The 17,951-nt window shown below is 58.4% G+C and carries 12 protein-coding genes, 2 tRNA genes and 1 pseudogene; 8 read left to right on the top strand and 7 right to left on the bottom strand.

The features are described from left to right. Positions 1-212: 212 nt before the first annotated feature. Together BREU_RS11955 and BREU_RS08495 are read left to right on the top strand one after the other, a co-directional pair. Entirely contained in the window at positions 213-677 is a 465-nt protein-coding gene (locus BREU_RS11955) for a hypothetical protein (protein ID WP_152598588.1), read from the top strand. Positions 678-731: 54 nt separating this feature from the next. Then, positions 732-1,577 (top strand): TraX family protein, encoded by an 846-nt coding sequence (locus BREU_RS08495; RefSeq protein ID WP_044089245.1) that lies wholly within the window; start codon positions 732-734, stop codon positions 1,575-1,577. Between the two features lie 122 nt (positions 1,578-1,699). Here the strand turns inward: BREU_RS08495 and gdhA are convergent, their stop codons facing one another. Both gdhA and BREU_RS08485 read right to left on the bottom strand, forming a co-directional pair. Continuing rightward, positions 1,700-3,046, bottom strand: a complete 1,347-nt coding sequence (gene gdhA / locus BREU_RS08490) for an NADP-specific glutamate dehydrogenase (RefSeq protein ID WP_044089244.1) — start codon at positions 3,044-3,046, stop codon at positions 1,700-1,702. Between the two features lie 808 nt (positions 3,047-3,854). Beyond that, the gene (locus BREU_RS08485; RefSeq protein WP_238567039.1) at positions 3,855-4,742 is read right to left on the bottom strand and encodes a FadR/GntR family transcriptional regulator; all 888 of its coding nucleotides are present in this window, start codon (positions 4,740-4,742) and stop codon (positions 3,855-3,857) included. A gap of 253 nt (positions 4,743-4,995) precedes the next feature. Here BREU_RS08485 and BREU_RS08480 point away from each other — a divergent pair, with 253 nt between their 5' ends. The 3 genes from BREU_RS08480 (at position 4,996) to gnd (ending at position 8,202) form a co-directional block, all read left to right on the top strand. Next, the gene (locus tag BREU_RS08480) at positions 4,996-5,541 is read left to right on the top strand and encodes a gluconokinase (RefSeq protein WP_044089243.1); all 546 of its coding nucleotides are present in this window, start codon (positions 4,996-4,998) and stop codon (positions 5,539-5,541) included. Between the two features lie 63 nt (positions 5,542-5,604). Continuing rightward, positions 5,605-6,933, top strand: a complete 1,329-nt coding sequence (locus BREU_RS08475) for a GntP family permease (RefSeq protein WP_044089241.1) — start codon at positions 5,605-5,607, stop codon at positions 6,931-6,933. Between the two features lie 393 nt (positions 6,934-7,326). Then, positions 7,327-8,202, top strand: coding sequence for a phosphogluconate dehydrogenase (NAD(+)-dependent, decarboxylating) (gnd, locus tag BREU_RS08470; RefSeq protein ID WP_044089240.1), 876 nt, complete (start codon positions 7,327-7,329; stop codon positions 8,200-8,202). Positions 8,203-8,808: 606 nt separating this feature from the next. Here gnd and BREU_RS08465 read toward each other — a convergent pair. From BREU_RS08465 to BREU_RS08455, 3 genes are all read right to left on the bottom strand, one after another. Next, on the bottom strand, positions 8,809-9,783 hold the full coding sequence (locus BREU_RS08465; RefSeq protein WP_044089239.1) for a DUF5692 family protein: 975 nt from the start codon (positions 9,781-9,783) through the stop codon (positions 8,809-8,811). Positions 9,784-10,660: 877 nt separating this feature from the next. Then, positions 10,661-10,733: transfer RNA gene (locus BREU_RS08460), tRNA-Ala, on the bottom strand. Between the two features lie 54 nt (positions 10,734-10,787). Then, positions 10,788-10,861, bottom strand: a tRNA-Ile gene (locus BREU_RS08455). Between the two features lie 209 nt (positions 10,862-11,070). Between BREU_RS08455 and BREU_RS12595 the strand changes: the two are divergent. Beyond that, positions 11,071-11,912, top strand: a pseudogene (locus BREU_RS12595) (M48 family metallopeptidase). A gap of 386 nt (positions 11,913-12,298) precedes the next feature. After that, complete coding sequence (locus tag BREU_RS08440) at positions 12,299-13,315, top strand: LacI family DNA-binding transcriptional regulator (protein WP_238567038.1); 1,017 nt, start codon at positions 12,299-12,301, stop codon at positions 13,313-13,315. Between the two features lie 240 nt (positions 13,316-13,555). Here the strand turns inward: BREU_RS08440 and BREU_RS08435 are convergent, their stop codons facing one another. Then, positions 13,556-14,917 carry an ABC transporter substrate-binding protein gene (locus BREU_RS08435; RefSeq protein ID WP_044089237.1) on the bottom strand — a complete coding sequence of 454 codons (1,362 nt, stop codon included), beginning with the start codon at positions 14,915-14,917 and terminating at the stop codon, positions 13,556-13,558. A gap of 281 nt (positions 14,918-15,198) precedes the next feature. Here BREU_RS08435 and BREU_RS08430 point away from each other — a divergent pair, with 281 nt between their 5' ends. After that, the gene (locus BREU_RS08430) at positions 15,199-16,272 is read left to right on the top strand and encodes a LacI family DNA-binding transcriptional regulator (RefSeq protein WP_052382093.1); all 1,074 of its coding nucleotides are present in this window, start codon (positions 15,199-15,201) and stop codon (positions 16,270-16,272) included. 80 nt (positions 16,273-16,352) lie between these two features. Here BREU_RS08430 and BREU_RS08425 read toward each other — a convergent pair whose 3' ends face one another. Further along, positions 16,353-17,717 carry an ABC transporter substrate-binding protein gene (locus BREU_RS08425; RefSeq protein ID WP_052382092.1) on the bottom strand — a complete coding sequence of 455 codons (1,365 nt, stop codon included), beginning with the start codon at positions 17,715-17,717 and terminating at the stop codon, positions 16,353-16,355. Positions 17,718-17,951: the final 234 nt, after the last annotated feature.

The following is a 17,951-nucleotide window of genomic DNA, read 5'->3' as shown; positions in this document are numbered from 1 at the left end:
TATTGAATGCATATTGTTTCTTTGTAATTGTGTGATGTTTGAATTAGGTTGAACAATAGGGCAAATACTTAGCGATGCTATAATTATCATTGCGATGATTTTCATATCATTCAACATAATCTGAGAAGATGCGAGCATCATCTTTTTGACGATATTCAATGTTTGTTGTTGTATATTTTGAATCGTTCCTACAAAGAAGTGGAAGGATTATAGTGAAAACGCATAATCGATATTTCATATTGATAGCAGCGTTGTTGATGATACTTGGGTTTGTACAGCCAGTCTATGCTGATTCGCCGAACATCGGAGTGTCTCCTAATCCACCTGTCCAAGAGCTCGGTACAAGAGGCGTGTATCCTCCACATCAGATTTTTGGTCCTGTGAAGGATATTAATAATGGTAGTTATTCTTTTGCCGGGTCACTTCCTGGCACTGTGTATACAGAGTATCGCTTTAAAGGCAAAAGAACGTATATGGTTCATATGAGTCAAATTACTCAACCTTTGGAAATCACGGTTTATAAATATAACAGCTTTAATAATGCAACCCAAATTGCGAGATATAATCTTTCGGCAAGTGGTGCTTCTTTCTCGTTTGGTACGTCAAGCACCAACGACGAAATATATCTCTCATTTGCTTCTTATTACAATTGTGATTTTTCTGGGTATGTGTATTAATTCCATATCCCGCCTGTGTCAGACAGGCGGGACTTGCGTTATTAAGGCAAAGACATGATTCGCTTCGACAGCTTTCAAATCAAGATTATAGCTTGTATATTGATGGTGATAGATCATATGGCTATATTCTTCCCGCCTTATATTTCTTTGCCGATGCAATGGCTGGGTCGGTTGTCATTTCCATTATTTGTATTTCTGATTGGATGGGGATGCGTCTACACGCATAATATACGCAATTATGTTCTGCGCTTGTATGTTGCGAGCGTGGTTATGTGTGGTATTGCACTGGTATTGAATCGTTCTTCCAATGCTTTCACTGATTTGCTCCATGTTGCTCTATTGATTGCCATAATATCGTCTTCCAAAAAGAAACGCGCAATTGGCATTGCTGGCTATGTTATATGGCAGGTAGTTTCTACTCTGATTCTTCAATCCTTATCGCCTATACTTGGTAATGTATTTATATATATCGCATCGACTATCTTTGCAAATTGGATATCCTTGGATGGTGGATATTTCTATGTCATCCTTGGTATAGTGTTATGGAAATTCCACGATTCTCGTGTATCGTTATCGCTGGCTTTTGCCTCTAGTGTGCTGTTGCTGTTCGCGTCTCAATTTGCATCGCATGCCGCCTCTGAACTGATGTATACCGCGCCTACAAATCTAATTGCTGTTGTTGATCAGGTATTATTTGTCTTGTTGAGAAATGATGGCGGATTGTGGAATCCATTATTCATTCAGTATCAATGGATGATGATTTTTTCGCTGCCTATTATGCTGCTTTACAATAATCGGCGTGGCCTGCCTGTCAAATGGCTCTTCTATGTCTTCTATCCCGCACATCTTGCGATTATTACCATTGCGATGCGTTTGCTCGGGGTCAATTATGGGGCTTGATACGAATCGGCGTTCGTAGCGTTTTTGCTGTTTTCTTCAGATATGACAACTGCCTGTTGCACTGATTGATGCCAGTGCAACAGGCAGTTGTCATATCTGTTATACCTGTTATATCAGCAGGCTCACAGCACGCCCTGGGCGACCATAGCGTTGGCCACCTTGACGAAGCCGGCGATGTTCGCGCCTGCCATCAGGTCGCCTTCCTCGCCGTATTCCTTGGCGGCCTTCAGCGACTCGGCCACGATGGACTCCATGATGGACTTGAGCTTGGCGTCCACCTCGTCGAAGGTCCAGCTCAGGCGGTAGCTGTTCTGGCTCATTTCCAGACCGGAGACGGCCACGCCGCCGGCGTTCGCGGCCTTGGCCGGGCCGTACAGCAGGCCGTTGGACTTGTAGACCTCAATGGCCTCGGGCGTGGACGGCATGTTTGCGCCCTCCACGACCACCTTGCAGCCGCCAGCGACCAGGGCCTTGGCGGACTCCTCGTTGATCTCGTTCTGGGTGGCGCACGGCAGGGCGATGTCGCACGGTACGGTCCACACGCCGGAGCAGCCCTCATGGTATTCGGCGGATGGCACGCGCTCGGCGTACTCCTTGATACGGCCTCGCTCGACTTCCTTGATCTGCTTGACCACAGTCACGTCGATGCCGTTCGGATCGTAAACGTAGCCGTTGGAATCGGACACGGTCACGACCTTGGCACCCAGCTCCTCGGCCTTCTGCGCAGCGTAGATGGCCACGTTGCCGGAGCCGGAGATCACCACGGTCTTGCCCTCGAAGGAATCGTTCTTCAGCACACGCAGGGCTTCGGCGGTGTAGTAGCAGACGCCGTAGCCGGTGGCCTCGGTGCGGGCCAGCGAGCCGCCGAACTCCAGGCCCTTGCCGGTCAGCACGCCGGAGTACTCGTCGCGGATGCGCTTGTACTGGCCGAACAGGTAGCCGATCTCACGGGCGCCGACGTTGATGTCGCCGGCCGGAACATCGGTGAACTGGCCGATGTGGCGGCACAGCTCGGTCATGAAGGCCTGGCAGAAGCGCATGACCTCGGCGTCGGACTTGCCCTTCGGGTCGAAGTCGGAGCCTCCCTTGCCGCCGCCCATCGGCAGCGTGGTCAGGCTGTTCTTGAGGATCTGCTCGAAGCCGAGGAACTTGATGACGCCCTCGTTGACGGTCGGGTGGAAGCGCAGGCCGCCCTTGTACGGGCCGATGGCGGAGTTGAACTGGATGCGGTAGCCGCGGTTGACCTGCACCTTGCCGGCGTCGTCCACCCAGGCCACGCGGAACTTGACCACGCGCTCGGGCTCGACCAGGCGCTCAAGCACGCCGTTCTTCTCATATTCGGGATGCTTGGCGATGACCGGCTGAAGCGTGTCCAGCACTTCGTAGACGGCCTGCAGGAATTCGGGCTGGTCGCCATCGCGCTTCTCGACCTGTTCGTAGACGCGCTTGACGTACTCGTTGGTGAGCATAGTGAAACTCCCCCTTGGGTTGGACTATCAATAAGACGACTCCGATTGTAGGCGCGTTGTCTGGAAACGCTCAAGAGGTCGGCCCGGGATTAGTCAACAGGTGGACAGGCCGGTCTCCTGTACCGGCTGCCGGCTTCATGGCAATGTCCCGTCAGGGGCCGGCATCACTCAACCAATTACGAGACGGACACTAGGCGCCGATTTGTGGCCGATGGTGCCGGTCAATCTCCCGCGTAACCTCAGTCAGAGGCCGGATTTGGGGCGAAACATAAGTTTTCAACGTCAACGGTTTATGTTTCGTCCCATTTTGTATGGCTGAAGTGGGGCGAAACATAAACCGATGGCACAAAAAACTTATGTTTCGCCCCGTTTGAGGACGGCGGAATCTCTATGCTGCTGCGCGTGTGGCAATGGCGTGCTGGAAGGGCGGCCAATCTTCTAGTATCCCGCGCATTAAGTCGTTGATAAATTTGGAGGCTCCCCTTGTCAGGACAGCACCGTAAAGCAAACAGTGGAGCTGTTTGTAGGTGCTGTGTGAGCCGACAGGCGAGCCGGCAGACCGCGCGCGAAGCGCGTCCGTGATTGCGGGACCAGCACCGTGAAGCAAACAGTGGAGCTGTTTGTAGGTGCTGTGTGAGCCGACAGGCGAGCCGGCAAACCGCGCGCGAAGCGCGTCCACAATTGCAGGACGAGCTGGCCCGCGAAGCGGGACTGAGGGGTGGTGAATTAAGCAACGAACTTACGGCGAGGCATACTAGCTCCGGTGCTGGCGGTCGGTTATCGCGTATTGCCACGCATCGTCCACGAATCACGTGAGCTCGAGTGATTCGGCTACCTCGTCCACGATGGTGCGCATCGCTTCACGGGCTTGGTCCGGATTGCCGCGCCAGATGCCTTCGGCCACCGCGTCGTGGGCGTCGAGGGCGGCCGGCTTGGGCTTCTGCGGATACATATGCAGTTCCACGCGGCCTTTGAGCACGATGCCGATGATGTCCGACATGGAGGCGAACAGATCATTGCCGCTGCTGAGCAGGATCGAGGAATGGAAGCGGACATCGAGGTCGTGGAAGGTGTCCAGATCGCCGGCCTCGCCGCATTTGCGCAGTTCGCCGGCCATGACGGGGAACAGCGCGCGGGCCTCCATCGAGGCGTTGCGGGCTGCCGCTGCGGCTGCCGCGGGCTCTACCGCCAGCCGCAGTTCGGTGAGGGTCCGCAGTTGCTCCTTGCGCCTGCTGGACATGAGCTTCCACCGGATTACCTGAGGATTGAGCGCCGACCATTCCTCCACCGGGCGCGGCATCAACCCCACGCGCCGGCGGACGCTCACCGCGCCCATCGCCTCCAGATATTTGGCCACCTCGCGCGCCACTGTGCGCGAGGTGGTGAATCGATCCTGAATGGTCTCAAGCGTTAATGCCTCGCCGATGGGCCAGCGGTCCTCCAGCATGTCCACGGCGAGCTCGTCGGTGATAGCCGTATGCAGCAATGCGCTTTCGCGTGGCTCGTCGGGGGTGCGGTTGGCATGCGCGACGGTGGTCGGGGTGATGGTTGGCATGATGGCCGGGGTTATGGTTGGACTGGCGTCTGGGTTTGCGGGCGGATTCGAGTCCTGGCGCGTAGTTGGACGTGCGGCCTGTCTGGTGGCCGTGGCGGGAGTCGGCGTCGTCGTAATGGCGTCACCTGTGCTTCCGTTCATGGTCTTCCCTCCCTGCGGTGCTGATGTCATTGCGGCCGTATGCTCCGGGTCTGTGCTCCGCGCCGTGTGCTCCGGGCCGTGTCCGCCGATGTGCCGCGTCCCTGCTGTTTCGTCATATCTCATCATAATTGTCAGAAAAATCATGCCATTCCGAAAATAAGTAGTACTTTTAACTTGACAAGTACGACGAAAGAATCGTATAGTATTACTCAACAATCAACCAATCAACAAAGCAGTTGAAAGGACAATCCAGATGAGCATTCACGTCGTAGTGATGGGCGTCGCCGGATGCGGCAAATCCACGGTCGCCGAGGCGATTCGTGACCAGCTGGGTTACGTCATGGCAGAGGGCGACGACTTCCACCCGCAGGCCAACATCGATAAGATGAGCGCCGGCATCCCCCTGACCGACGAGGACCGCTGGCCGTGGCTGCGTGTCATCAACACCTGGATGGTGGCCCGCGAGGCGCTCGACCAGAACACCGTGGTCTCCAGCTCCGCCCTCAAGCGAGCCTACCGCGACCTGCTGCGCGAGAACGTCGACGTGTTCTTCGTTCACCTTGCCGGCTCTCAGGAGCTGATCTACAGCCGACTTTCCGCCCGCAAGGACCACTTCATGCCGCCTTCGCTGCTGGCCAGCCAGTTCAAGGATCTGCAGCCGCTCGAATCGGACGAAAACGGCGTGGTCGTGCCGGTCGACGGCACCATCGACGAAGTCGTCGCTCAGGCCGTCGAAGCAGTCCGCCAATATCAGACATCCAAGGCTGCCAACGACGCGACGGTATCCGCAGCGGCCTGATCGCCTGCGAAGCAAGCCCGAAAACGTAACTCCAATCCTTCCAACGAACGCAAGGAATTCCCCATGAACCTCATCCTCGCCGCAATCATCGGCATCGCAGTCATCGTGCTGCTCATAGCCGTCGCCAAAGTCCATCCATTCATTTCCCTCATGGTCGGCTCGTTCGTCATGGCCATCTGCGCCGGCGTACCGTTCGACGAATCCTGGAACAGCTTCACCTCGGGCGTCGGCTCAACCGTGTCCAACGTCGGTCTGCTCATCGCCTTCGGCTCGATCATCGGCACGCTGCTGTTCGCCTCCGGTGGCGCCGACGTTATCGTGGACACGATCATGGCCAAGACGCCGCTGCAATTGCTGCCGTGGGCGATGGCGCTGATCGCGTTCATCGTCGGCATCCCGATGTTCTTCGAGGTCGGCGTCGTGATTCTCATCCCGGTGGTGCTGTTCGCCGCACGCCGCGCCAAGATGCCGGTGATTCTGCTCGGCATCCCAGCCCTTGCCGGCCTGTCCACCCTGCACGCCTTCGTGCCGCCGCACCCCGGCCCGCTGGTCGCGATTTCCGCCCTCAATGCCAACCTCGGCGTCACGCTGGCGCTCGGCCTGCTCGTGGCAGTGCCCACCGTCATCATCTCCGGTCCGTTGATGGCGCGCATCATGGCCAAGTGGGTGCCCATCCCCGCGCCAGAGCAGGCCGCCGAGAAGGAGGCCGTCAAGGATGAGTCCAAGCGTCCGTCGTTCGCTCAGGCCATGACCGTCATCCTGCTGCCCGTGGTGCTGATGCTCGCCGCCTCCGTGGTGGATCTGACCGAACAGACCGAGTCGCTGTGGGGCCGTGTGCTCGTCTTCATCGGCACGCCGCTGACCGCGCTGTTCATCACCGCCGTGGTGGCCATGGTGCTGCTCGGTTTCATGCAAGGCCGTACCCGCGAATTCATCAACGGCGAAGTCGGCAAGTCCTTCGCCTCCGTGGCGGGCATCGTGTTCATCGTCGGCGCGGGCGGTGGCTTCAAGCAGACCTTGGTGGACTCCGGCATTGGCGACGTAATCGCCAACGGCATCTCCGAATCCGCGATGAACCCGCTGATCGCCGGCTGGCTCGTGGCTGTGCTCATCCGCCTCGCCACCGGTTCCGCCACCGTGGCCACCGTGACCGCCTCCGGCATCATGGTGCCGCTCGCCACCGGCATGAGCCCCACGCATCTGGCGCTGCTCGTGCTCGCCATCGGCGCCGGCTCCGTGTTCTTCTCCCACCTCAACGACGCCGGCTTCTGGCTGGTCAAGGAGTACTTCGGCATGTCCGTCTCCCAGACCCTCAAGACCTGGTCGCTGATGGAGACCGTGCTGTCCGTGGTGGGCCTCGGCTGTGTGATGCTCCTCTCCCTGGTCTTGTGACCCGTGTGATCCGCGTCCTCGGCCATCGCGGACGGGATGCCGCATCTCCCGTACTGCTCCCATCCGCCCAGGCCGGTTTCTTCGGCCCCCTCTGGTGGATGTCGCCTGTCCTGTACTCCTCCATATCCTCCATGGCGGTTTCAAGGTGCGCGAGGACGCGGCCAACCAGGTCCCGTACCCCCTCTTATCCACCTATGGTGGCTTTCCTTGGTCCCTCTGATGAGGCCAGTCAGGTCCCGTGCCCCTCCTATCCCCTATGGCTGTTTTCCTTGGCTCCCTCTGACGAGGGGGCTGTCAGCCGGAGGCTGGCTGGGGAGAGACCATCATCACCCACCATTTCCACCATCCTTTAACCCCATCCCGTACCCCACATCACTGTGAAAGGAACCTGCAATGCACATCGGAATGATTGGACTCGGCCGCATGGGCGGCAACATGGCCAAGCGCCTCGCGGCTGGCGGGCACAAGGTCGTCGGCTACGACATGTCCCCCGAATCAGGGCGCGACGTCGACTCGCTGGAGTCGCTGGTTGCCGCGCTTGATGCCCCGCGTGTGGTGTGGGTCATGGTGCCGGCCGGCAAGCCCACCGACGACACCATCGACCGCTTGGCGGCGTTGCTTGAGGCCGGCGACATGGTCGTTGACGGCGGCAACACCCGTTATGTGCATGACGCCCGTCACGCCGCGCAATTGGGCGAACTCGGCATACGTTTCATGGATTGCGGCGTTTCGGGCGGCGTCTGGGGCATCGACCGCGGCTACGCGCTGATGGTCGGTGGCTCGCAGGAGGACTTCGAGTTCATGCGGCCGATCTACGACACTCTGAAGCCCGAAGGCGAGTATGGCTTGGTGCTGGCCGGTCCGGTCGGCGGCGGGCATTTCGCCAAAATGGTGCACAACGGTGTGGAATACGGCATGATGCAGGCGTTCGGCGAGGGCTTCGCCACCATGGTGCGCTCCGAACTCATCGCCGACCCTGCCGCGGTGATGACCTCATGGAAGTCTGGCTCGGTGGTGGGCTCATGGCTGCTCGATTTGCTTGCTAACGCCTTCAAGACCGATCCGACGCTGAAGTCCATGCCGCCGGTGGCCAACGAATCCGGCGAAGCCAAGTGGATGATTGAAGCGGCTCTGGAGCTCGGCGTGCCCACTCCGGCCACTGCGGCGGCGTTGTATGCCCGTCAGACCTCGCGCGGTGGCGGCGACGACACCCTGCGCGTCGTCTCCACCATGCGGGCCCAGTTCGGCGGCCACGTCACCAAGGCGTAATTGGGGCTGCCTGGGGCTGAAGTGGCTGCCGGGGGGTGAATCGGGCTGTATGTTCGCGGCTCAACGAGGGCGACGCGAACATACGGTCTGTAACAACGCAAAAACCGGCTGTAAGTGCGCGACATATTGGTTGAGCCGCGAACTTACAGCCGGTTTTGAGGTTCGGGTGGCGCGGGCTGCGTAGTCTGGCCTGCCCGGCGTAGTCTGCGGTCACGCGGCGTGGGCGATATAGGTCACATTCAGCTATCTGCCTTGTATGAGGTACTTTTGCCCGGTTGCGGAAAGGTATCTGCTTTCAATGAGGTACTTCAATCAGGAAAACCCGAGTACGAACGTTGCAATATCAACGTTTATACTCGGGTTTTCCTCATCCCGGTACCTCATTGAAGGCAGATGCCTCTTCGCAAACCCCCGAATGTACCTCATTCAAGCGAGTTAGCCGGTTTTGAGGTTCGGGTGGCGCGGGCTGCGTAGTCTGGCCTGCCCGGCGCGGGCAGGCCCGTGGCTTTTCACGCGGCACGAATGATGGCCTGCTCACGGGCCGTGGGGCGGGGAGCCCGGTGGAGTCCCCGTAGGCCCCGCCGAGCGGCGGTAGTCGTGAGGCAGCTATGCGGCGCGGGCGATGGCCTGCTCGTAATCCTTGGTGCCCTTGAAGATCTCCTGCATCCACGGGTTGACGCCCTGCTTCTTGGCGCGGACGAGGATGTAGCCGAGTGCCAGCACGTTGGCCACCAGAGCAATCAGCGAAACTACGAGGTTCACGTTCGGGTTGTTCACGGACTGGGTGGAGAACACCGAGTAGTCTTGGAACATCGGGAACACCTGCGCGAACATACACCAGATGGCCAACGTGAACGCACGGTTCTGGATCCAGCCGCCCTTGTTCCAGAAGAAGTTGGCGACGGTCGGGGCCAGCAGCAACGCGAGGCCGCAGTACCAGGAGTGGGTGGGCAGGCAGTTGTAGGTGTAGCAGAAGTTCCACAGGTCGTAGGCCACGATGAACACCCAGGTCATGTCCGGCCAGAGCATGTCGTCCTTCTTCTTGGATGCGTAGATGCCGAACCAGCCGGTCATGCAGAAGATGTTGAGGATGCCGGCCACGCCGTTGAACACGTTGTGCCAGCCGCCGTACAGGGTCACGCCTTCGGTGGAGACCCAGGTGCCGCCCCAGCCGCGGATGGCGGATTCGAAGTCGGAGACCACGGCGATGAGGATGTTGATGGCCACGATCACGAACGGGAAGCACTTGAACCAGTGCGACTTGCCGATGGAGCCCCACTTGTATTTGAGCGCCATGAAGCCGATGCAGCCGATGGTGGCCGCGTACAGCTTGGCGTAGTGGAACCAGCTGGTCATGTGCACGTAGGTGGGGTTGTTGAGGGCCCATTCCGCACCCATGGCGGCGGCCGTGTAAATCGTGACGAAGTAGACGGTCAGGACGGCGGGAACCACGAGGAATGCGACGATGCCGCCGGTTTTGGTGCGGCGGGCCAGCTCGTTGGCGCCGATGAGGCAGCAGAAGACGAGAATCCATCCAATCCATTGGTAGACGGCATTGTCGCCGTAGACCTGAAACAGCATGACGGTCCTTTCCCTTGATGTGCTGTTGTGCCGGCTTCGTCGTCCCTCGTCGGACGCCGAAGCGGGGCATTGGCGCTTGGTTCGAGGTTTGACCTCCGCACTCCTTGCGGCGGCCGTATTGTTGACGAAGCGTCAATTTCTCTCACGGCTTATTGTAGTGCATTTTGACAAGGTGTCAACTGCTTGGGGTTTGTCTCGCTATTTGGTGCTAATGATTGGAGATTGCGGCTTCGTGTTGCTTCCCTGCTGCTCCCCAGACGGCTTCGTCGCCAGCTCGTCCTGCAATCAAGGACGGGCTCTCCGGGCGGCTGTTGGTTTGCTCGTTGCTTCCAGCAGCTCCGCTGTTTGCTTCACGGTAACATCCTGCAATTGGGCCGCGCTACGCGCACAGCTGGCTGGCTCGTCTGTTGGCTCGCACTGCGTTTCCTTGGCTTGGCCGAGGTTTTGCTCCGCTGAATGGCTGTCAGTGGGGTGGTTTGCTGGTTGGCCCGAGGTTCTGCCCGCTGGTGGGTGGTGGCTGGGGTGTTTCTTCGGCTTGGCCGAGGTTTTGCGTCACTGAGCTGGTGGAGGCGTGGTGTTCCATCGGTCTGCCCGAGGTTCTGCCTGCTGGTGGGGTGTGTTTGGGGTGTTCCATTGGCTCGGCCGAGGTTTTGCCTCTCTGAATGGCTTTCAGTGGGGCGGTTTCGCTGTTGGCTCGAGGTTTTGCTTCGCTGGGGCGGTGTAGGAGTGGTGGTTCCTTGGCTTGGCCGAGGTATTGCTCCGCTGGTGGGTGGTGACTGGGGTGCTTCATCGGTTGGCCCGAGGTTTTGCCTCGCTGGACTATAGCCCGCAAAAGAGAAACCCCGGAACCTTGCGATTCCGGGGTTTCTCGAGATTGTGGAGCTAGCCGGGTTCGAACCGGCGACCCTCTGCTTGCAAAGCAGATGCGCTACCAGCTGCGCTATAGCCCCATTTGATTTATTCGGGAAAAAAAGAGCGGCACCACGGCCGCTTGATTTTTCCTGTGGGCCCGGGAGGACTTGAACCTCCGACCTCATCCTTATCAGGGATGCGCTCTAACCACCTGAGCTACGGGCCCGTCCATGCACTTCAAAAGCGCACAGGTGATTACAATACCACTGACTGAAATGGTGTCAACGCCTGAGCCGCTTCGGCGTGTCGCCACCTGCTGCGGCGTCTTGGTGTCCGGCAAAGCAGATTCCGGAGAGTGGGCTTTGATCCAGATTGGACCCCAGATCCGACTCCATCGCTATCGGACTGTCGGTTCCGCGCGCGAGAATGGCGCACATGCCGTATCGACCATCACCGCGTTCCGGGTCCCGCCCGGCAGGCTCGGCAGCCGAAGCCGCCGCCAAGAACCTGACCATCGACGGATTGCCGGTCATGGTGGTGCGCAAGCCCATCAAGAACATGTATCTGCGCATCAAGCCGCCGAACGGCGATATCACAGTGTCCGCGCCGAAGCGCATGAGCGACCGGGTTGTCGCCGATTTCATTCGCAATCGCCGCGAATGGATCAATCGCAATATCCGCAAGATGCTTCGGCCCGTGAACGGTCTCTTGCCGAAGGCGGGCTGCAAGGCACGCGTGCTGATACTCATACATTCGCCGGTGCGGATGGTGGCACCGGTGCGGATGGTGGCGCTGGTATAGATGGTGGTGCCGGTATGCGCGATGCTGCTGACGGCGGTCGGGCGGATACGCGCCGGGCTGATACGCGTCGGGCTGATTCGCGCCGGGATGATTCACGCGGGGGAGCAGCATATCCTGAGGTTGCCGCTCATTTCGCCTGGACCGAAGAGCTGCGCCGCCGCGCGGCCGCGAACATCGACGCCCAGCTCCCCGCGCTGCTAGCGAAATGGGGTCCGGTGATCGGCCGCCGCCCCACGCATATCACACTGCGATTGATGACTTCGCGCTGGGGGTCGTGCACGCCGGCGACCGGCCGCATCCGCCTGAATCTGCAATTGGGTCTGATGGAACCGCGATTCCTGGAATACGTGCTCGTACATGAGATGACGCACCTATGGGAACGCGGCCATGGCGCAGGCTTCCAGCGCCGCATGACCGCCTACCTGCCCGGCTGGAAGGCGCTGCGCCACGACCTCAACCGCCGCGTGGTGCTGTAGACTGTCGGCGGCTTCCGCTGGCTGCGGGTTCTCGATGAATCCTCGTCGCTGCGTCAATGGTTATTGGTTATTGGTTATCCGGCAATGACACATTTTCATCATTGGCGGCATTCGAGCGAGTTACGCTAGTGGAATCAAGGTGTAAACTTATGCATTGTTGTGCATGTGCTGATTGTGTGCCCTGATTAGTCAGGATTACCGGGATTGCCAAGGGCTATCAAGGGCTATAAGGAGTCGTCGATCAGCCGAGGTGAGCACCGGTGATAACTCGGATTGCGGGATGCTGTTGCGGGATGCCATTGCAGGATTGATGCCAATGCACTATGTCATCCCGCAATGTCATCCCGCAATGGCATCGCACTATGGGCAGCGCTATGGAGGGAGTCATGGAAGCGAGTATCTCGGAAGTCGCCGCAAAGGCGGGCGTATCCATCGCGACGGTGTCGCGTGCGTTCGCGAAACCGGATATGGTATCCGAAAAAACGCGCAATCGTGTGTTCGCGGCGGCCGACGAGCTGAACTATTCGATCTCCCGCTCGGCTACTTCCATGAAAACCGGCCGCTCCTATCGCCTTGCATTGCTCCTTAGCGAGGACATTTCGACTTGGTTCAATTCCCGTCTGCTGGCTGGTCTGAATTCCGTGCTGCATGACGAAGGCTACGACATCTCACTATATTCGGTCGTCACTTCCGAGGAGCGGCATAGCTTCTTCGCCGAGCTGCCGGTGCGGCGCAACGCCGACGCCGTAATTGTTTCGTCGTTCAACGTCAACCCGGACGAGGCGTCGCGTCTGCAGAGCGTCCACATCCCGATTGTCGGCGTGAATACTCCGTCGCTGGATGGCTACGACGCCACGGTGAGCATCGACGACCGCAGCGGCATGCGCATGATAGTCGAGCATCTCATCACGCTCGGCCACGAGCGGATCGCGCTCGTACGACATCGCACATCGCCGTCGATTCCGCACAGCGCCGACCTGCGCATCCAGGGGTTCGATGACGCCTGCCGCGAGGCCGGTATCGTTCATCCTGAAACGATTTATTACGACGAAACGGTGGACGCCCCCGCCGACGATCTGCTGTCGCAGATGCTCGCGCTTCCCGAACGCCCCACGGCGGTCTGCTGCGTTATGGATCTTATGGCGATTCCGCTGTATTTCTCGATGATTCGCTACGGTCTGCGCGTGCCGCGTGACCTGTCGCTGACCGGGTTCGATGATTCAACGTACGCCAAGGAAAGCGGGTTGACGACAATCCGCCAGGATCCGGCCGCGCTGGGCCGGGTCGCCGCTCAGAAAACGCTTGCGCTGATTGAAGGCAAGACGCCGGAACGCGCGCACGAAATCGTGATGCCGGGACTGGTGCTGCGTTCCTCCACTGCTCCCCTCGCTCAGGAAGACTGAGGGATGCAAGGCGCAGTCCTTGCATCCCTCAGTGAGCCGAACCACTAGTGGTCCGTCTCGTAATTGGTTGAGTGGTGTTGGCCCCTCTGACGACTACCCCTCAGTCGGCTACGCCGACAGCTCTCCTGACAAGGGGAGCCATACACGCCGGTATCGGCCCCCTCTGACGAGGGGGCTGTCAGCGAAGCTGACTGGGGGAGAGAAAAAGCTAAAGCACTCATTTATTTAACAGACAGACCACTAGGACAGCGGGTCGGCGGGCGGCAGCATGCCGGTGGAGTCCTTGTAGGCGTCCCACAGCGTCTTCCAGGTGCCGGCGAAGCCTTCCACGACGGCATCCCAATCGCCGGTGCCCTGAGTGTATTCGACGAGCGGGTTGGCGATGTTGTCCATCCACTGCTGGCCGGGGATGCTGGCGGTGTAGACGGTCTTCTTGCCCTTGGATTCGCTCCACTCCTTGGCCGCGGCGACGAGCGGGTTTGCCGGTTGATCATCATCACCGAAGGTGGTGAACGGCGCTGCGAAGCCCATCTCCTTGGCCAGGGCGTTCTTGCCGGTATCGGAGCTCACCATCCACTTGATGAAGTCGAGTGAAGCCTTCTTGTCCGCTTCCGAGGCGTTCTTGTTGATCGCCCAGTTGGCGTCGTAGACGGCGGCCGGGCCGTAGTCCTCCTCGCCCGGGTTGCCCATGTAGTACGGGAGCATGCCCAGGTCCTCGTCGGCCACGTCGTTGTCCTTGATCTGCGAGTAGGCCCACACGCCATTCGGGTAGAATGCCACGGCGCCGGTGGAGAATTCGGCGGTGGAATCCTCATAGGTGCCGGAGCCGATCAGCGACGGCTCGGTCGGGCTGTCCTTGACCATGGTGTCCCACAGGTCCTTGTAGTTGTCCATGTACTTGCCGGTGATGTCGAGCGAGAAGGTCACGCCGAGATCCTTGAGCTCGTAGAACAGCGGAATGCGGGCCATGTGCGAGGAGAAGCGGTAGTTGTCGGAGGCGTCCAGGCCTGGGGTCGACACGGCGCCTTCGAGGCCGATGTCGTCCTTGTGCTCCTGCATGGAGTTCATGACCTTCTTGAGCACATCCCAGCTGGTGATGTCGTCGGCGGACTTGATGACCGCGTAGCTCTTCTTCGCGTACTCGTTGACGATCTTCTTGTTGTAGATGATGCCGTACCATTCGGCGGCGTACGGAATGGTGTACGCGGTGTCGCCGTCCTTGTAGGCGTAGCTCTTGCCTTCGTCGGTCAGCAGCTGGTAGGCCTCGGAATCCTGGACCGGCTCGAGGTAGTCCTTGAACTTGGCGTACTGGTCGAAGCCGGCAAGATTGAACATGGTCGGGCCGTCGGACTTGGACAGCTCGGAGGTCAGGGTCTGGTTATTTGTGCCGGAGGCGGCGGTCTGGATGTCGACCGAGACGCCGGTCTCATCCGTGTAGGCATCGGCCAGCTCCTGCAGCTGGTCGACGATTTCGGGCTTGGTGTTGAGGAAGTAGACCTTCCCCTTGCTGTCATCGGCGGTGTCGCTGCCGCATGCGGACAGTGCGGCGACGCTCATGGCCAGAACTGCAGCGGTCGCAATGACCTTCTGAGCAGACTTCATCGGATGCTCCTTACGACTTCCTGTGTGTTCTCCTCGACGGCAGCGTCAGTGCTCCGTCATGTTTGATGCAAACTCATTCATATTGGAATCATTTGCATTGTTTGCAGTATAGCGCATTATTCTGCAAACATTTACATTCGGTGAGTCGAACCGGTTTTATGCCGTTTTCAAGCGTCCGCGCATCGTGGATACACTAGTGAACTGACGCGGTGACGCCGCATTCCTGCACCGGCGTCAACGCCGCACGAAGCCGCAGGAGACCGTATGTAACAGGAGACCATATGGAAGCCCGAATTGCACAGGTGGCCGTCAAGGCCGGAGTCTCCATTGCTACGGTGTCGCGTGCGTTCGCCAAACCGGACCTTGTATCCCCCAAAACACGCAAGCGCGTATATGAGGCAGCAGAGTCGCTCAACTACTCCATCTCTCGCTCGGCAACTGCCATGAAAACCGGTCATTCGTTCCGTATTGCACTGCTGGTGAGCGAAGATATTGCCACATGGTTCAATTCCCGCCTTTTTTCCGGGTTGAATGCGGTCTTGTCAACAGCCGGCTACGACATTGTCATCTATCAGATTGAAACACCGGAGGAACGCCGCAGTTTTTTTGAGACGTTGCCAGTACGCCGCAATGCCGATGCGGTCATTGTCTCGTCGTTTGCTATCGAGGCAGACGAAACGCGTCGTCTTCGCAGTGTTGGGGTGCCTATTATCGGCATCAATCCGCCTGTGCCGAATGTGTGCGATGCATCCATTCGCATTGATGACCGGGGCGGCATGAGGCAAATGGTCGAGTATCTGATTTCCCTTGGGCATACGGATATCGCTTATATCAGCCCGGTTATCACCACGCGTTTGTCGCACAGCGCCGAAGCTCGCGCGCTAGGTTTCCGTGATGCGTGCGCCAGCGCATCCACATCGATTCGCTCCCGGGAATTGTTTTTTGACGAGCGTTCTGATTCTTCGATGGAACAGCTCGCCGATCGGATTGTCGATCTCGGCGAAGATATGCCGACTGCACTGTGCTGTTATGCGGACTTGGGGGCGCTCCCGCTCGCATTCGCCCTGCAACGTCGCCGGATTGACATTCCCGGCCGCATCTCGCTTGCGGGATTTGACGACGCGACATACTCGGCACAGTATGGGTTGACTACTATGCGTCAGGACCCTCGCCGTCTGGGTACTCTGGCGGCTCGCCGAACACTTGATTTTATTGGCGACGAGTCTGTCCAAGAGTCCTCTGCCGGCGAACGCGAGCATGATGCATCGAGCGCAATCGATGAAACCAATCGTCACACCGTCGTGAATTTGGAGCTGATGCCGCGTCTGACCACAGGCTACCCGATTCGGCGCTAACAAAGTATTGTCCCTCCGGCGAGTATTCGACGGAGGGACAATACTGCGGAGCTGAACCGCAGTGGTTCAGCGTGTTTACATCACCACGTGAACTTCGTCTGTTCCGGCAGCATGCCCTGAGACTTCTCGCTGGCCGCCCACTCGGCCTTCCAGCCATCTACGATTGCGCTCGTCACGCCATCCCACTTACCGGTGCCTTGTGCATATTCGAGCAGCGCATTGGCGATGCCGTTCTGCCAGTTCTGGTCGGGGACGTCGACGCTGCGCATGTACTTCTTGCCCTTGTCTTCCCACGTTTTGGCTGCGGCGACGAGCGGATTGTCCGGCTGGTCGTCATCTCCGAATGTGGTGAAGGGGACGGCGAAGCCCATCTCCTTGGACATGATCTCCTTGCCCTTGTCCGAGGTGACCATCCATTCGATGAAGTCGAGCGATGCCTGCTGGTCGGCTTTGGAGGCGTTCTTGTTGATGCCCCATGTTGCTTCATAGACGGTGGAGGGGCCGTAATCTTCCTCGCCGTCGATTCCCATCCAGTACGGGAGCATGCCGAGGTCCTCGTCTGCTACCTCATTGTCCTTGATCTGCGAGTACGACCATACGCCATTGGGATAGAATGCGACGTCTCCCAATGCGAATTCGGAGGTGCAGTCCTCGTAGTTCTTCGAGCCGAGCAGGCTGGCCTCGGTCGGCGAATTGTTCATTTCGAGGTCGAACAGGTTCTTGTAGTTGTCAAGGTACGTGCCCTTGATTTCCTTCATGAAGGTCGTATCGTTGTCGCGATATTCGAAGAAGATCGGCGGACGGGTCATGTGCGCGGAAAAGCGGTACGTATCCGATGATTCAAGGCCGGGTGTCGCGAACGCGGCTTGAATGCCGAGATCGTCTTTGTGCTTTTGCATGTCCTCGACGACTTTGCTGAGCACGTCGTAGTTGGTGATGTCGTCGGCTGATTTGATCACTGCATAGCTTTTCTTGGCGTATTCGTTGACGATCTTCTTGTTGTAGATGATGCCGTAGTATTCGACTGCATAGGGGATGGTGTATGAATCGTCGCCAATCTTCTGCGAGTTGGCTTTGGCGTCGTCGTTGAGCAGTTGATATGCCTTGGAGTCCTGAATCGGTGCGAGATACTTCTTGTACCGCGCGAAGGTCGCGTACCCGGCAGTGCTGAACATGGTAGGCGCGTTGTCTTTGGCCAGTTCGGACAGCAGCGTGGTGTCATACGTGCCAGATGATGCAGTCTGCACATCGACTTGCACGTCAGTTTCCTCAGTGTATGCTTCGGCAAGTTCTTGGAGCTGGTCCACGACTTCCGGCTTGCTGTTGAGCATGTACACTTTGCCTTCGCTGTCGCTTGTCGTGGTGCTGTTGCCGCAAGCGGCAAACGCGCCGATGCCCAGGGCAATCGCGGACACGGAAGCGACGATTTTCCTCATCGATGTCATCCTGAGTTCCTTTCCTCTTGCGCGGCGTCCCTGTCGCGCATCCAATCTTAAGATAACACATTTTTTTGCAAACTTATACATCCTCATTTTTCAACGATTAAAACGGTTCGAGAATATGCCCGATTTCTTGCGGTTTCCGGGGATTGCAAACGGTGGAGGTAAATGACGCGACACGCCCTCCAGCTCACACAATCGAGTACTTTCAACAGTTTGAGGCGCAACATGTTTCGCCGC

The organism is Bifidobacterium reuteri DSM 23975, assembly GCF_000741695.1.
Classification (GTDB): domain Bacteria; phylum Actinomycetota; class Actinomycetes; order Actinomycetales; family Bifidobacteriaceae; genus Bifidobacterium; species Bifidobacterium reuteri.
Note: the sequence above shows the minus strand (reverse complement) of the source record. Positions and strands in the feature narration are given on the sequence as shown.

Coding starts and splice junctions, on each gene's coding strand:
- BREU_RS08495 (WP_044089245.1), top strand. CDS start 732: ATGATTCGCTTCGACAGCTTTCAAATCAAGATTATAGCTTGTATATTG.
- gdhA (WP_044089244.1), bottom strand. CDS start 3,046: ATGCTCACCAACGAGTACGTCAAGCGCGTCTACGAACAGGTCGAGAAG.
- BREU_RS08485 (WP_238567039.1), bottom strand. CDS start 4,742: ATGAACGGAAGCACAGGTGACGCCATTACGACGACGCCGACTCCCGCC.
- BREU_RS08480 (WP_044089243.1), top strand. CDS start 4,996: ATGAGCATTCACGTCGTAGTGATGGGCGTCGCCGGATGCGGCAAATCC.
- BREU_RS08475 (WP_044089241.1), top strand. CDS start 5,605: ATGAACCTCATCCTCGCCGCAATCATCGGCATCGCAGTCATCGTGCTG.
- gnd (WP_044089240.1), top strand. CDS start 7,327: ATGCACATCGGAATGATTGGACTCGGCCGCATGGGCGGCAACATGGCC.
- BREU_RS08465 (WP_044089239.1), bottom strand. CDS start 9,783: ATGCTGTTTCAGGTCTACGGCGACAATGCCGTCTACCAATGGATTGGA.
- BREU_RS08440 (WP_238567038.1), top strand. CDS start 12,299: ATGGAAGCGAGTATCTCGGAAGTCGCCGCAAAGGCGGGCGTATCCATC.
- BREU_RS08435 (WP_044089237.1), bottom strand. CDS start 14,917: ATGAAGTCTGCTCAGAAGGTCATTGCGACCGCTGCAGTTCTGGCCATG.
- BREU_RS08430 (WP_052382093.1), top strand. CDS start 15,199: ATGGAAGCCCGAATTGCACAGGTGGCCGTCAAGGCCGGAGTCTCCATT.
- BREU_RS08425 (WP_052382092.1), bottom strand. CDS start 17,717: ATGACATCGATGAGGAAAATCGTCGCTTCCGTGTCCGCGATTGCCCTG.